General features: G+C 64.9%; 12 protein-coding genes. 9 read left to right on the forward strand and 3 right to left on the reverse strand.

The genetic code is table 11. From position 1 onward, the window contains the following. Positions 1–65: 65 nt before the first annotated feature. Complete coding sequence (locus C1725_RS07325) at positions 66–935, forward strand: DegV family protein (RefSeq protein WP_346026446.1); 870 nt, start codon at positions 66–68, stop codon at positions 933–935. A 71-nt stretch (positions 936–1006) separates the two neighbouring features. On the opposite strand, the gene C1725_RS07330 is transcribed toward C1725_RS07325, so the two are convergent. Genes C1725_RS07330 through C1725_RS07340 form a run of 3 tightly spaced genes read right to left on the reverse strand, consistent with a single transcriptional unit; the run spans position 1007 to position 6893 of the window. Continuing rightward, positions 1007–2614, reverse strand: a complete 1608-nt coding sequence (locus C1725_RS07330; protein ID WP_102410984.1) for an FAD-dependent protein — start codon at positions 2612–2614, stop codon at positions 1007–1009. Positions 2615–2639: 25 nt separating this feature from the next. Further along, complete coding sequence (locus C1725_RS07335; RefSeq protein WP_102410985.1) at positions 2640–3869, reverse strand: aminoacetone oxidase family FAD-binding enzyme; 1230 nt, start codon at positions 3867–3869, stop codon at positions 2640–2642. Between the two features lie 3 nt (positions 3870–3872). Further along, a complete protein-coding gene (locus tag C1725_RS07340) occupies positions 3873–6893 on the reverse strand; it encodes a glycoside hydrolase family 2 TIM barrel-domain containing protein (protein WP_102410986.1) in 3021 nt (1006 codons plus the stop codon). 202 nt (positions 6894–7095) lie between these two features. On the opposite strand from C1725_RS07340, the gene C1725_RS07345 reads away from it, so the two are divergent. Genes C1725_RS07345 through C1725_RS07380 form a run of 8 tightly spaced genes read left to right on the forward strand, consistent with a single transcriptional unit; the run spans position 7096 to position 15479 of the window. Then, positions 7096–8139 carry a glycosyltransferase family 2 protein gene (locus C1725_RS07345; RefSeq protein WP_346026447.1) on the forward strand — a complete coding sequence of 348 codons (1044 nt, stop codon included), beginning with the start codon at positions 7096–7098 and terminating at the stop codon, positions 8137–8139. Next, positions 8136–9134 (forward strand): glycosyltransferase, encoded by a 999-nt coding sequence (locus C1725_RS07350; RefSeq protein ID WP_102410988.1) that lies wholly within the window; start codon positions 8136–8138, stop codon positions 9132–9134. The genes C1725_RS07345 and C1725_RS07350 overlap by 4 nt, the downstream gene beginning before the upstream one ends. Beyond that, complete coding sequence (locus tag C1725_RS07355; protein WP_102410989.1) at positions 9124–10053, forward strand: glycosyltransferase; 930 nt, start codon at positions 9124–9126, stop codon at positions 10051–10053. Before C1725_RS07350 ends, C1725_RS07355 begins: the two co-directional genes overlap by 11 nt. 26 nt (positions 10054–10079) lie before the next feature. Beyond that, positions 10080–11048: a glycosyltransferase gene (locus C1725_RS07360; RefSeq protein ID WP_102410990.1), complete on the forward strand. Its 969-nt coding sequence runs from the start codon at positions 10080–10082 to the stop codon at positions 11046–11048. Further along, positions 11048–12244 (forward strand): polysaccharide pyruvyl transferase family protein, encoded by a 1197-nt coding sequence (locus C1725_RS07365; protein WP_102410991.1) that lies wholly within the window; start codon positions 11048–11050, stop codon positions 12242–12244. Before C1725_RS07360 ends, C1725_RS07365 begins: the two co-directional genes overlap by 1 nt. 3 nt (positions 12245–12247) lie before the next feature. Further along, on the forward strand, positions 12248–13771 hold the full coding sequence (locus C1725_RS07370; RefSeq protein ID WP_102410992.1) for an oligosaccharide flippase family protein: 1524 nt from the start codon (positions 12248–12250) through the stop codon (positions 13769–13771). After that, complete coding sequence (locus tag C1725_RS07375; RefSeq protein WP_102410993.1) at positions 13768–14952, forward strand: Coenzyme F420 hydrogenase/dehydrogenase, beta subunit C-terminal domain; 1185 nt, start codon at positions 13768–13770, stop codon at positions 14950–14952. Before C1725_RS07370 ends, C1725_RS07375 begins: the two co-directional genes overlap by 4 nt. Beyond that, the gene (locus tag C1725_RS07380) at positions 14949–15479 is read left to right on the forward strand and encodes a restriction endonuclease (RefSeq protein ID WP_102410994.1); all 531 of its coding nucleotides are present in this window, start codon (positions 14949–14951) and stop codon (positions 15477–15479) included. The genes C1725_RS07375 and C1725_RS07380 overlap by 4 nt, the downstream gene beginning before the upstream one ends. The last annotated feature ends 1 nt before the right edge of the window (position 15480 follow it).

The following is a 15480-nucleotide window of genomic DNA, read 5'->3' on the forward strand; positions in this document are numbered from 1 at the left end:
CTATTTTTTATTTATTTGGACTTATTCGAACCTGGGACAACCTGAACGGAAGAAAGGATGATTACATGCCCAAGATCGCAGTTTTGACTGATTCAGCCTGCGACCTGCCGGAGGAGATGCGAAAAGAAAACGACATCGATATCATGAACTTTAAGATTGCGCTCGACGGCAACGCCTACACGGAGCGTGTGGATTTTACCCCGCTTGAATACTGCGAAATGCTGCGCGGCGCTCAGGGGATGCCGACGACCTCGCAGGTTACGGCCTACGAGTTCCTCGAAAAGTTCAAGGCGTACGACGACGCGGGCGTAGAGCAGGTGCTGTACGTCAGCATCAACGGCACGGGCTCTGCGACGAACGCGTCCGCGCATCAGGCGGCGGAGCAGTTCCGGGAGGAGCGTTCGCAGAGCGGGATGGAGATCTTCATCGTGGACAGCCATTGCTACTCCATGGCCTACGGTTATCCCGTCGCCGAGGCGGCCAGGGCGCTGCGTGCGGGCACACCCATGCAGACGGTGGTGGACAAGCTGGACGACGCGTTTTCCCGCATGGAAATTCTGCTGACCGCGTATACGCTGAAGGTAATTCGCAAGTCCGGGCGCATCTCGGCGGCGGCGGCCATTGCGGGCGAGCTGCTGGGGCTGCACCCGATCTTCACGCTTATCGACGGCGTATCCGAGGTCGTCAAGAAGGTGCGCGGGGAAAAGGCGGTCGTCGTGAACATGGCGTCGCAAATGAAAGCGCGCATCGCAGAGGGCAGCCCGTACGGCATCGCCGTGACGGACGAGCGCTACAGCGAAGCCTACGCGGCGGCGTGTGAAAAGGCCATCGGCTATCCGCCGGTCGGCGTGTTCCAGCTCGGCGCGGCGATTTGCTCCAACACGGGCCCCGAGGCGGTCGGCCTCATCTACATGGGACAAAAGAGAGACAGATAAGCAAAAAGGCCTGCGAAGCACGACGCTTTCGCAGGCCTTTCTTTTGTCTCCGAGCCCGGGCTGCAGGCCCTTCAGCCGCTATAGGATGCGATCACCTTTTCCGCGATGCGGATGCCGTCCGCGCCTGCGGAGGTGATGCCCCCGGCGTAGCCCGCGCCTTCTCCGGCGGGGAAGAGCCCGCGCAGGCCAACGGACTGACCGTCCTCGCCGCGCAGGATGCGAACGGGCGAGGAAGAACGCGTTTCGGGGCCCGTCAGGACCGCGTCCGGCAGGGCAAAGCCGCGCAGACGGCGGTCGAGCAGGGGAATGGCCTCGCGCATTGCCTGCGTGACGAAGGCTGGGAGGCATTCGCAGAGCGTGCCGGGCGTGACGCCGGGGCGGTAGGTCGCCCGGACGCTGCCGAGCACGCGGCTTTCGCGCCCCGCGAGGAAGTCGCCCACCAGCTGGGCGGGCGCGTGGTAGTCTCCGCCGCCCGCGACGAACGCGCGGCGCTCCCATTCTCTTTGCAGATGCATGCCCGCAAGCGGGTGTTCGGAGGGAAAGTCCGCGGGCGACACGCCCACCAGCAGCGCGCTGTTTGCGTTTTCGCCGTCGCGCGCAAAGGCGCTCATGCCGTTGGTGACGACGCTGCCCTCCTCGCTCGCGGCGGCGACGACCACGCCGCCGGGGCACATGCAGAACGTGTACACGTCGCGGCCGGAGGGCAGGTGTACAGCCAGCTTGTAGTCCGCGGCCCCGAGCGCGGGGTGCCCGGCAAAGGCGCCGTACTGCGAACGGTCGATGAGCGATTGCGGGTGCTCGATGCGCGCGCCGAGGGAAAAGGGCTTTTGCTGCATCGGGACGCCCAGGTCGTAGAGCATCTCGAACGTGTCGCGCGCGCTATGGCCGATGGCGAGCACGACGCTGTCCGTCTCGACTTCGTGCAGGCCGTCCTCCGACGCGTAGGCGGCGCCGGTCACGCGTCCGCTCTCCGTGTGCAGCGCGCACAGGCGTGCGGAAAACCGAACCTCGCCGCCAAGACGGACGATGTGTTCCCGCATGCGACGCACGACCACCGCCAGATGGTCGGTTCCGATGTGCGGCTTTTGCTGATAAAGGATTTCCTCCGGCGCGCCGTGGGCCGCGAAGGTTTCCAGCACCGCGCGGCAGCGCGGGTCCTTGACGCCGGTCGTGAGCTTCCCGTCCGAGAACGTGCCCGCGCCGCCCTCGCCGAACTGCACGTTGCAGCGCGGGGAAAATGCGCCGCCGTCAAAGAACGCCTGGACGCGCCGCGTGCGCGCCTGCACGTCTTCGCCCCGCTCGAGCACGAGCGGGCGCGCGCCCGCCTGCGCGAGCGTCAGGGCAGCGAAGAGCCCTGCGGGGCCCGTGCCCACGACGACGGGCCGAAGCCGGGGAACGCTTTGGAGGCGCGGGGACTGAGGCGCCGCCTCGCGCTGCAAAAGGCTGGCCTGCGTGCCGGAAGGCAGGCGGGAGAAAACCTTCTGTTCGTCGTCGCGCAGCGAGACGTCGAGCGAGAGGACGAAGTGTACGTCGCGCTTATCCCGCGCGTCCACGCTCTTTTTGCTGACGCGGACGGAGACGACGGCGCTCTGCGCTATGGACAGCTTTTTCGCCGCGCTCTTGAGCAGCGCTTCTTCGGTGTAGTCCAGCGGAACCTTGACGTTGGCGATTCGGATCATGCGGATTTCCTTTCGGCGGTGATATTTAGGATTCCCTCGCGGCGCAGCGCCCGGCGATCAGCCCGGTCGCCCACGCGAAATGCAGATTGTAGCCGCCGCAGCGGCCGTCCACGTCGAGCGTCTCCCCGATGATGTAGAGGCCGTCTGCGAGGCGGGATTCGAGCGAATGGGGATAAATCTCGTCGGCCGGGATGCCGCCCGCGGTGACCTGCGCTTGTTCAAAGCCCTGCAGACCGCTGACGGGAAATTCCATCGCAAACAGAGCGCGCAGCAGGTCGAGGCGCTGCGTTTCAGAGAGGGAGGCACAGGGGATGTCCGGCGGGATAGAGGCGTCCGAAAGAACGGCCTCGCCCAGACGGCGGTGCAGCACGCCGGTGAAGAGCGTTGCGGCGGTGTCCTCTCCCCAGGACGAGAGTCGGCTGCCGAGAAAGAGCGCGCGGGCCTCTGCAGGCAGTTCAGGCAGAAGGTTGAGGTGAACGCGCACGTCCCGTCCGTCTCCCATCAGACGCGCCGCAAAGCCGGAAAGCTGAAAGATGGGGTAGCCGGAGAGGCCGTAGTCCGTGAAGAGGCATTCTCCGCCTTCCTGTGCGACGGGCACGCCGTCCGAAAGCAGGGTCGCCTCCGCCTGAGCGCGGATGCCTTTGAGGCTGCGCAGCGCCCGGTGGCGGCAGCGAAGCTGCGTGAGTGCGGGGAACAGCGGGGTCACGCTGTGGCCAAGTCTCGTGAGCAGCGCGTAGGCGCTGCCGTCCGTGCCGAGGTTCGGCGCGGCCTTTCCGCCGCAGGCGCAGATCACGCGATCGGCGCGGAAGTGCTGGCCGTCTGTCGAGGTGACGGTGAAACCGCCCTTGCGGGAAGGCGTGACCGCGTCTGCCTGTACGCCGGTGCGCACGTCCACGCCGAGGCGTGAGACGGCGCGGCGCAGCACGTCGAGCACGGCGGCGGCCTGCCCGCTGCGGGGATAGACCCGGCCCTCGTCCTCCGTGCGGGTCATGAGGCCGAGGGAGGAAAAGAAAGCGAGCACTTCCCGAAGGGGAACGGCCTCCAGCACGGCGTGCAGCAGCTCGCCGTCGCCGTTGTAGTCCTCAGGCGAGAGCCGCGTGTTCGTCAGGTTGCAGCGCCCGTTGCCGGTGGAAAGGAGCTTTCGCCCCACGCGGTCGCCGCGCTCCAGCAGCGTCACCCGCGCGCCCGCGCGCGCTGCCGCGACGGCGGCGGTGAGGCCACTGGCCCCACCGCCTAAAATCAGGATATTCTGCATCGCTTAAGACTCCAAAATGGCGTTTTCGCCGCCGAGCTGGCGGTTGTACGGCTGCACCAGCAGCGTGAAGGAGAGCGGCTCGGAGAGGTACAGGCGATCCGCCTCCAACGGCTCCGGCCCGCAGGAGTTGGAGCCGAGCGCGCCCATGCGCGCGTCCAGCGAGAGGACGGTGAGATCTTCCTCCACGAGCTCGAAATCGTGTTCAGACGCGGTCAGCGCCTCGTCGGTGTAGTGATGGGCGGTGAAGGAGAAGCCGTCTCCGCTGACCAACAGGCCCTGGCCCACGTCGTCCGTTAGGGATACCCAGCGGGTATCCTGATGCGCGCCGTTTTCCTGCGGGCGCACGTACGGCTCGTGCAGATCCGTAACCCGGCTGCGCCAGATGCCAAAGCGCGCGCTTTCCTTCTTGTCAGGGTAGCTCTCGTGCGGGCCGCGGCCATACCAGCCCGCATGGCTCAGATCGTGGGTAAGCGCCATCTGCAGACCCAGGCGCGGCAGATAGGGCAGCTCGCGCAGCGGCTCGAACGTGGTTTCCACGATCATCTTGCCGTCGGGCAGGATGGTGTAGTTCACCAGCGCCCGAACGACCGGGCGGAGCGACTTGCCCGCGAGCACGAGCGAGGTCTCCACGAACACGGCGCTGCCGGGGTCGCTGACTTCAAAGCGCTCTACGCGGGTGAGCAGGCGGTCGAGTCCCTCCCTGCGCCAGGCGTCCGCGGCGTTTTTAAAGCCCAGGTCGTTGTCCGTCGGGGCGCGCCACAGGTTCACGCGGAGCGGGGACAGCAGCATCTCCGTGCCGTCCGATACAAAGGAGCAAAGGGCGCCTGCGTGCGCGTCGAAGGAATAGCTGAAATCTTCGCCGGAAACGGTGGTGATGAGGCCGTCCTTTGTGACGCAGAGGGGGCGGTCGTAGGCGAGGGTCACCTCTGCGGTCACCTCCATGGGCTCGGGCAGAAGCTGAGAAACCGCGATCTCGTAACCGGCGGGCGCCCACAGCTCGTCCTGCGACTGCATAAAGGCGATCTCGAGGATCGATTCGCGTCCTTCACGGCGCTCCGGCAGGTCGAGACGCACGCGGCGGCTGGTGCCCGGACGAATACCTTTCAGAGAGAGCGATCCCTGATAGACCGGCACGCCGTCTTCGAGGAGGCGGTAATGCGCGCTCAGATGGTCGAGGGTTCTGAAGGCATAGCGGTTTTCCACGCGCACGACGCCTTCTTTTTCGTCCGCCCACAACGCGCGCACGGGCGCGTAGACCTGCTTCATCTCCAGAGCGCCGGTATGGGGTGTGCGGTCAGGGTAGAGCAGCGCGTCCACGCAGAAGCACCCGTCGTGGGGCTGCTCGCCGAAGTCGCCGCCGTAGGCGTAGCAGGGCTTGCCGTCCTTTACGTCCACGAGCATGCCGTGATCGACCCATTCCCAGATACAGCCGCCGATGAGGCGCGGGTAGCGGTCGATGACGTCCCAGTAATCCTTCAGATTTCCGGGGCCGTTTCCCATGGCGTGCGCGTATTCGCACAGGTAGAAGGGCTTTTTCACATGCGCCCGGTTCTGCCCCTTTTCGATCAGACGGGGGATGGCGGTGTACATCTCGCTCTCGATGTCCGTGGTCAAGAGGCCGTGGTCGCCCTCGTAGTGGATGGGGCGCGACGTATCCAGCGCGAGAATCGCTTCCTTCATCGCGGCGTGGTTCTCGCCGTAGCCGGACTCATTGCCCAGCGACCAGAAGAGGATGGAGGGATGGTTGCGGTCGCGCCGCACCATGCGCACCGCGCGGTCGACGAACGCCTCGCGCCATGCCGGATCCTCCGCGATGGCGTTGAAGTTGCCCGTCGCGGGCTGAACGCCGTGGCACTCCAGATCCGCCTCGTCCACGACGTACAGGCCGTAGCGGTCGCACAGGTCGAGCCAGCGCGGGTCGTTGGGGTAGTGGCTCGTGCGCACGCAGTTGACGTTGAGCCGCTTCATCGTCTCCACGTCGCGGATCATGTCGTCGATGGGGGAGACGTGCCCCAGTTCGGCGTGCGTGTCATGGCGATTGACGCCGCGCAGCTTGACGGAACGGCCGTTGACGAAGAGGCCCTTTTCGCTGACCTCGACGTGCTTAAAGCCCGTATCTACGCGCTGCACCTGCACGGGTTCCCCTTCCAGACTGAGCGTGACGAGCAGGGTATAGAGCACCGGCGTTTCCGCCGTCCACCCCGCCGCGCCGGGCACGGAGACGTCGAACGACGGGGACGCATTGCCGGAGGCGACGGCCTTTCCGTCCAGCAGAAGTTCGTAACTCAACGTGTACGCGCCGCCGCCTTCCACGTCTACCTCGACGTGCAGCGCGCCGTCCTTGAAGCCGTTTACCAGATCGCCGGTCGCGCGCACGTCCGATATGCGCAGGTGGGGCGCGTTTTCCAGGTACACGTCGCGGAAGATGCCGGAAAGCCGCCAGCAGTCCTGATCTTCCAGATAGGTGCCGTCCGACCACTGATAGACCTTGACCGCGAGCAGGTTTTCGCCAGGCGATACGAGCGATGTGAGGTCGAACGTCGCGGGCATGTGGGGCACCTTGGACATGCCGGCCTCTTTGCCGTTGATGTAGACGACGTAGCAGCTGTCCACCCCGTCGAATGTGATCAGCGTACGGCCTTCACACCACTCTTCGCTGAGGGTGAAGGCGCGCCGGTAACAGCCGGTCGGATTGTCGTCCGGCACGAAGGGCGGTTCGTACGGGATCGGATAGCGGACGTTGGTGTACTGCGGCGCGCCGCAGCCGTACATCTGCCAGTTCGAGGGCACGGGCAGCGCGGCCCATTCCTCAGAGAGGTCGGCCTCCGCAAGCATGAAGTCCGCGTCTACCGCGTCGGGCGAAGGGTAGAGGCAGAAGTCCCACGTGCCGTTCAGCAGCTTATAGGTCTTCTGCAGCCTGCCGGAGCCGCGCAGCGCCTGCGCCCGGTCGGGATAGGGGAAGAGCGTCGCGCCGGTCACGAGTCTGCCGCGCGAGAGCTGACTGGGGTCTTCGTATTCCCGCATAAAAGTACCTCCTTCATATGCGTAGATGCGTTACCTGTATTGTATCAGCAGGGGGACGAATATGCAACGGAATTTGGGCCTGCGAGGGAAATTGCGCCAGTCAAATCGCCCGCACGTTTGGGCTCTACCCGCGCGGCCTGAAATATGGTATAATGAACTGATTATACGGGGCGTCATGCCTGCGGGGGAAGGGGGGACGCGCGTGCCGAGCGTGAGCGTCATCGTGCCGGTGTACGGCGTGGAAGCGTATCTGGAGGCATGTCTTTCCTCCATTGCGGCGCAGACCTGCGGCGATTTTGAGGTCATCATGGTCAACGACGGAACGCGGGACGGAAGCCCCGCGATTATGGCGCGTTGGGCGAAGGCGGACCCGCGCTTTCGGGTGCTCTGCAAGGAGAACGGGGGGCTGTCCTCCGCGCGGAACGCGGGCATGGACGAGGCGGCGGGGGATTACCTGCTCTTCGTGGACGCGGATGACTGGATCGCGCCCAACCTCGTCGAGGATACGCTGCGGGCAGCCCGGGAGAGCGGGGCGGAACAGGTGCATTTCAACTATCGCCGCGCCTTTGAGGAGCGCGTGGAGGACGCCTACCTGCCCCTCAAGGATGAGGTCGTCGACCTGAGGAGCCTGGGTCTTCCAACGTACTTTTACCGCTACTGGATGCCTTACGTGCACGGACAGGAGGCCTGGGCGCGGCTGTACCGGCGCAGCGTGGTCGAGGAAAACCACCTGCGCTTTGCGCCCAACGACGAGGTGTTCGCGGAGGACACGCTGATGAGCGCGATGCTGCTCTTCCATACGGAGCGTCTGGCCGTGCTCAAGGAGCCTTATCTTTACTACCGCCAACGGCCCGGCAGCATCATGGACCGTCCCAAGCCGAGGCTCGCGCAAAGGCTGATCGCGCTTTCCTCGCGCCTGAACGCCTATGCCCGCGCTTGCGGCCTGGAAAGGACGCTTAAAGACGTTCTGCCGGTGCTCTGCTACGACAAGCTCATCACCAAGGGGATTTCGCAGGATCCCTCCCTCACGGACGTGCACGGTGCGATGCGGGAAGCGCTGTATGACCCGGAGATCGTGCAGTTGTTGCGCGCCCTTCGGGGCGTGGAGCCGCTTTTGCAGTACACGCTGCACACGGGCAAGGGCCTGCGCACGCAGGTGCGCGCCCGGCTGTTCGCGGTGCGCTGGCTGCGAGGCGACGTGGAAGGGGCCGCGGCGCTCGTCGCGCGCAGGGAGGAAAAGGCATGATTAGCGTGATCGTGCCCTGCTACAACAGCGCGCGCTATCTGCGCGCATGCGTCGAATCCATCCTCGCCCAGCGCACAGAGCTGGAAATTCTGCTCGTGGACGACGGTTCGCAGGACGAAACCCCCGAAGTCATCGGCCAGTTCAGAGAAGACCCGCGCGTTCGGGCTTACGCCCTTTCAAAGAACGGCGGCGTATCGCACGCGCGCAATTTCGCGCTCGAGCGCGCGGAGGGGGAGTGGATCGCCTTTGTGGATGCGGACGACCTGCTGCCCGAGGGGGCCTTTAACACGCTGCTGGCGGCGGCGAGGCCAGGCGTCGAGCTAATCGTAGGCGCGCACGAGGAATTTAGCGAGGACGGCGCGCGCATGCGCTTTCGCCCGGAGGCGGACATTCGCGGACTGGACACCTGCCGCGCCCGCGAGACGGTCGCGCGCCGCCTGATCGAGGGCGACAGCGTGTACAACATCATGTGCAACAAGCTGCATAGGCGCGAGATGCTGCGTCGCGCGAACATTCGGCTGAACGAGGGCGTGCGCATCGGCGAGGACGCGCTGTTCAACCTGCAGGCGTTCGCGGCGGCGACGGGGTTCGTATACGTGGACGAGGTGACGTATTTATACCGCGTGCACGGGAAGTCCGCCATGCGCAGCGTAGAGGCGGGCGAATTTGAACGGCAAAAGCCCTTCTTTGAGGCGCTGCAGCGTTTGCTCGAAGAGAACGGCAGGCTGGAAAAGTATTTCGTGCCGGTCGTAAACAGCATGGTGCTCAGGCTGTACAAGGAAAGCGGGTTCGCGGGCGTGCTGCGCCGGTTCAACAGCGACCTTCGCCCGCTGCTTCATCTGGAAGCGATGAAGATCGGGGACCGCGCGGGCACGGAATGCGTATACACCCTCGTACGGACGGGCGCGTACCCGGCCGCCTATGTGCTGATCTTTCCCTGCCAGGTTTTACGAAGGAAGAGCCTCGCGATATGGAGGTGGCTGCATGGACGGTAAAATCGACGTCAGCGTCGTCGTGCCCTGCTACAACGCGGCGGGCGCGCGGTTGGACCGTGCGGTGAAGAGCGCGCTATCGCAGGAAGCGGCGCTCGAGCTGCTGCTCGTGGACGACGGCTCGACCGACGCGACGCTTTCGCAGATGCGCGCCTGGGAGCGACGGGACGCTCGCGTGCGCGCGCTGCACCAGGAAAACGGCGGCGTTTCGCGCGCGCGAAACGCGGGCGTCGAGGCGGCGCAAGGGGAGTGGGTTTCCTTTCTGGACTGCGACGACAAGCTGGAGGAGGATGCGCTGGCGGACCTGCTGGCGAGGACGGACGACGCCGTGGACATGGTGCTGGGCAGCTACACGGTGGTCTACGAGGACGGCCGCATGCAGCGGTTTGACCCCGCGCCGGGCGGGAAAAAAGAGGCGATCGACAGCCTGCTCCGCGGCGACAGCGCGCTGCCCTCGATGTGCGCGCGGCTGTACCGGCGTTCCTTCCTGGTGGACGCGGACGTTAAGGCGCCGCCGGACGTGCGCATCGGCGAGGACGTGCTGTTCAATTTGGAGGCCTTTTACGCAGCCCGGGCCTGGAACGTCGTTCCGCGCAGCGTATATACCTATCTGCTTCGCGGCGACGGGGCGATGGGTTCCATCCGGGGCAGCCACTATGCCGCGCAGGCCGACATGCTTGCGGGGATCGCCTGTTTCCTGGCCCGCCATGGGCTGGAAACGGAGCACTTTCGCGCGCATCTGGACGCCTATCTGCGTCAGCTTCGCCGCGACCGCGGCCGGGCACAGGCCGCGCGGTCGTTCGGGCGCGAGGCATCGCGCGCCGTCTGCGCGGGCGTTTCGCCGGGCAGCCTTGCCGGCAAGGAAAAGATCTATTATTTCGCAGCGCGCTATTTGCCGGCGCTGACGTTTTTCATCCCGTAGAGCAAAGGAGCGCAAAAGGAGTCAGCATGTACGATTTAAGCGTCATCATTCCCTGTTTCAACGCGGGCCGCTATTTGCCCGCCTGTCTGAGCAGCCTGCAGGGGCAGGCGCTTTCGCGCGCGGAGTTTATCTTCGTGGACGACGGTTCCACGGACGGGAGCGACGCGATGCTCGACGAGTTCGCGGAGGAGGACCGCCGCACCCGCGTACTGCACCTGGAAAACGGCGGCGTCTCCCGTGCGCGCAACATCGCCATCGACATGGCGCGCGGCCGCTACATCGCCTTTCTGGATGCGGACGACATGCTGGAAAAGGGGGCGCTGTCCCGGCTGCTTAAGGCGGCCGCGGAGCAGGATGCGGACATCGTCTCCGCCGATCACCGCGTGCTCTGGGACGACGGCTCGCAGCGCGAGGTCCGGCTTGGCGCCGCGGCCGCAACGCCGGAGGAGGTGGTGGGCAAAATCGTCTCGATGCACCCCATCTACAACAACCTGTGGAACAAGCTGTACCGGCGCGCGCTCTTCGAGGACGCCGGGTGCAGACTCGATCCGGGCATCCGCATCGGCGAGGACGCGGTGCTGAACGTCCGGCTGTACGCGCGCGCAAGGCGCATCGCCCACGTGGGGGAACTGCTGTATACCTACCGCGTGCACGAGCGCTCCGCCATGTCCGAGGCGGCGAGGGATTACTGCCGCCAGCACCAGCCGATGCTGGCAGGGATCAGCAAGGCGCTGCTGGACGTGGGGCTCAAGGAGCGCTTCTTTCAGGCGTTCGTCATGAGTGCGATGTGGACACACGAGAAGGAGCATGGCGTGCGCAGCGCGGCGCTGGCCTTCGGTTCCGGCGTGCGGGATCTCGCGCTGCAGGGGATTGACCCTGACAGGCTGAAGGGCGAGAACCGGCGAACCTACCGGCGAATCCGGCTGCACGTGTTTCCCGCGTGGTACGTCCTGCGCCATATGATGCAAAAGACGATGAAAAAGGAGCGTCTGTGATGGAAAAGCGCGTCATCTTTTACAATCACGGCGGCTGTCTCAATCACGGCTGCGAGGCCATCGTGCGCTCGACGTCGGCGCTTGTGAAGGCGCGCGAGCCGCAGGCGCGGATTACCCTGTGCTCCCTGGAGGCGCAGAGCGACCGCGCGCTCTGCTTACCTTGCGTCGAGCGCATCATCGCGCACGGCGTAAGGCCCATAAGCTGGGACAGGGCGGTCAACGCGGTGCGCTCGCGCATGGGCGCGCCGCGCGAGGAGCAGATCGCCCGCAACAACATGCCCTTCCTGCGCGCGGCAAAGCGGGCGGATCTTTGCGTCTCCATCGGCGGCGACACCTATTGCTATGGACGGCCGGAGCTGCTGCTCGCGGTGAACAAACGGCTGCGGGCGCAGGGCACGCCCACGGCGCTGTGGGGCTGCTCGGTGGAGCCGGAGCTGCTAAGGGGGGAACTGCTGGACGATCTGTGCGGCTACAGCGTGATCGTCTGCCGCGAGACCATCACCTACGAGGCGATGCGGGGCGCGGGCCTTGACGCGGTGCTGGGCGTGGACCCGGCTTTCTTCCTGCAAAAAGAGGAGCTGCCCCTGCCGCAGGCCTGGAAGGCGGGCGATACGGTGGGCGTAAACGTGAGCCCGCTGATTTTGAAATGCGCTGAGGACGCGGACGCGGTTTTTGAGTCCTTCCGCGCGTTGGTGCGGCGAATACTGGACACCACGGAAAGCGCCGTTTGCCTCGTGCCGCACGTCCTCTGGGCGCACGACGACGACCGGCAGGCGCTTTCAAGGCTCAAGGAGAGTTTCCCGCAGGAACCACGCGTCTTCATGCTGCCGGACGGGCTGAACGCCTGCCAGATCAAGGGATACATCGCGCGCATGCGGCTGTTCATCGGCGCGCGCACGCACGCGACCATCGCGGCCTATTCAAGCGCCGTGCCGACGCTGACGATCGGCTACTCGATCAAGGCGCGGGGCATCGCGCGCGACCTGTACGGCGGGGAAACGGGCCACCTTTTGCCGGTGCAGGAGCTGAAAAGCGCGGCGCAGCTGATCGGCGCTTACGATGAACTGGAAAAGCGGGCGGATGAGGAGCGAAGGGCCCTTCAAAGACGCCTGCCTTCGTACACTGCCTGCAAGGAAGATATGATATCCGCGCTCTTTGGCGCCGCAGCGGGCGGCAGAGCGCACGGCGGGAGATAACGAATGAACGAAAACAAGCAATACCGGTTGGGCGCGGTGCTTTCCTACGTCCTTATCGCGCTCAACATCGTCATCAGCCTCTTTTTTACCCCGTATATCATGACGGTGCTGGGGCGCGATCAGGCGGGGCTCTATCAGGTGATCGGCAACTTTGTCTCCTACATCAGCGTCATGGACTTCGGCCTGGGCAACGCCATCATCCGGTACGTGGCAAAGTACCGCGCCGAGGGCAAAAAGCGCAAGATGGAGGGATTCCTGGGGATGGCGATGTCGCTGTACCTGGCGATCGGCGCGGTGGTGCTGCTCGCCGGCGGCGTGTGCTACGCGTTCCTGCCCAGCATCTTCCCCAATTTCACCCCGGAGAACATGGCGCTCGCCAAGCCCATGTTCCTGCTGCTCGTGTTCAACATGACGCTCTCGCTGGTGATGAACGTCTTCCCAGGCGTGCTGGCCGGTTTTGAGCGCTTTGTGCTGATGCGCACGCTTTCCATCGTGCGCGTCGTGCTGCGCGCGATCATTCTGGTCGTCATGCTGCCGCTGGGGGCCAACGTGCTGCACATGGTGATCCTGGACACGGCGCTCAATCTTCTCTTCACGCTCATCCAGTTCGGATATGCCCTGATAAAGCTCAGGGTGCGCATCCGCTTCTTCGACTTCGACAAGCCCCTTCTCCGGGAAATCACCACTTATTCCGCGTTCATCTTTCTCAACATGCTGATGGAGCAGATGTACTGGAAGGTGGATTCTACGATCATCGGCATCCTCTATACGACCACGACGGTGACGGTCACCACCATCGGCACGATGATCGCCGAGTACTTCATGCAGTTTTCAAGCTCGCTCTCAGGCCTGTTCCTGCCCAAGGCGACGCAGATGGTGGTGCGTGGGGCTTCGATGGAGGAATTGACCGACATGATGATCCGCATCGGCCGCATTCAGCTGATGATCATCGGCCTACTGGTGGTCGGCTTCGTCTCCGTGGGGCATCAGTTTCTCGCCTGCTGGGTGGGGGATTCCATGGGCGCGGACGTCGACCAGTCCTACGCGATCGCGACGATGCTGATCCTTGCGCTCACGATACCGCTGTTTCAAAACACCGGCATTTCCATCGTGCAGGCGATGAACAGGCACGCGTTCCGCTCGGTGGTGCTGGTCTGTGTGGCGGCGCTGAACGTCGCGGTCTCCATCGTGCTCGCGAAGCTTTACGGGCCGGTCGGCGCGGCTGCGGGTACGGTGCTCTCGCTTTTGATCGGCAACGTGGGCATCATCAACTGGTACTACTACAAGATGATCGGGCTGAACATTCCGCGCTTTTTTAGGGAGACGCTGCGCGGTATCCTGCCTGCGCTGGCGCTGCTGGGCGGCGTGGGCGCGCTGACGTTCCTCATGCCCATCGGCGGCTGGGGTACGCTGCTCGTGCGGATTCTGCTCATCTGCGCGTGCTACGTGCCGCTGATGTACTGCGTCGGCATGAACGCGGAGGAAAAAAAGACGGTGCAAAAGCTGCTGAGGAGGGTGCGCGCATGAGAAGCACTGTGCTGAAGGACATGGAGCGGTGCTGCGGCTGCGGCGCGTGCGCGGCCCTCTGCCCGCGCGGCGCGATCGCGATGCAGCCCAACGCGGAGGGCTTTTTGTACCCGGCGATCGATCCGGAAGCGTGTGTGGACTGCGGGCTCTGCGAGCGCAGATGCCCCGCCACGAGGGCGCAGGCACGCGGCGCGCATCCCGCGTACGCGGCGCGCACGGACGACGAGGCCGTGCGCGAGGCGAGCTCCAGCGGCGGCATCTTTACCCAGCTCGCACGGGGAGTGCTCCGCCGCGGCGGTGTGGTATTCGGCGCGGCGATGGACGAAGAGCTGCGCGTCAGCCACGTCGGCGTGATGGACGAGACGGCGCTCGGCGCCCTGCGCGGCTCCAAATACGTGCAAAGCGACGTGGACGGCGCCTATCATCAGGCCGCGCGGCTGCTCGACGCGGGCGTGCCGGTGCTTTTTTCGGGGACGCCCTGCGAGATCGCCGGATTATATGCGGTGCTAGATGGCGACCGGGAGAACCTGCTGACGGTGGACATCGTGTGTCACGGGACGCCCTCGCCTGCGGTGTTTGCCGCTTACGTCAAAATGCTTGAGGCGGAACGCGGCGCGAAGGTGACGCGCTACGTCTTTCGGGACAAGCGCAGAGGCTGGAAGGACTTTTCGGTCGTCGCGGCATTCGCGGATGGGACGGAGTACGCGGCCGGGCAGACGGAGGACATTTTCATGAGGGGATTCCTTAGCGACCTGTACCTGCGCCGTTCGTGTCACGACTGTCCGTACGTAGGCGAGCGCCGCCCGGGGGACATCACCTTGGGCGACATGTGGGGCGCCCAGGTGATCGTGCCCGACCTGGACGACGATCGCGGACTTTCGCTGGTATTCACGAATACTGGGAAGGGCGAGCGGGCTTTTGCGGCGCTCGAGAAGGAAGTGATCTGTCGGGCGACCGACCCGGCGCGCAACGTGCCGTTCTGTCCGCCTCTGGTTCGTTCCTATAAGCCGCACCCGAAGCGGGACAAGTTCTTTAAATTATTTGATAGAGAAGGGTTCAGCCGCGCGCGGGTCGAGGCGTTGCTCGCGCCGCCGGGCAGGGCGGAGCGGGCGCTTCGGCGCGCGCTGCATTTGCCGGCGGGCGCCGTGCGCCGGCTGAAGGAAGCAGTAAAGAAGTCATGATTCGCATACTCCTCGCAATCGTCAGCGCGGCGGTATCCGTGGCGCTGTTCTTACGGTTTAACTGGCTGCTCCCCTGCGTCGTCGCGGCGCTGCTCGTGGGTGCGCTGATCCTGACCTGGCCCCGGCGCGAGCGCATCACGGCGCGCGACGACGTGAACGTGCTGCTGCGCCGGTACGGCAGGCGGCCTACGGACTTTGAGCGCTACGTCGCGGAGGTCTACCGCCGCAGGGGATACCGCGTGCATGTGACGCAGCGCACAGGCGACTGCGGAAGGGACATCGAAATGAAGCGCGGCGGCAAGCTCTACGTGGTGGAGGTCAAGCTGTACAGCCCGGGCCTTCACGTGGGACGGGAGAAGATTCAAAAGCTCCAAGGCGCGATGATCGACGCCGAGGCGCACGGTGCGATCTTCGTGACGACCAGCAGCTTTACGCGCACGGCGATTGACTATGCGCAGCGCAACGGCATCGAATTGGTGGACGGTGAGGCGCTGGACGCGATGATTCAGGAGGTTATAGGAGGATGAG

The organism is Beduinella massiliensis (assembly GCF_900199405.1).
In the GTDB taxonomy this organism is placed as follows: Bacteria; Bacillota; Clostridia; order Christensenellales; family Aristaeellaceae; genus Beduinella; species Beduinella massiliensis.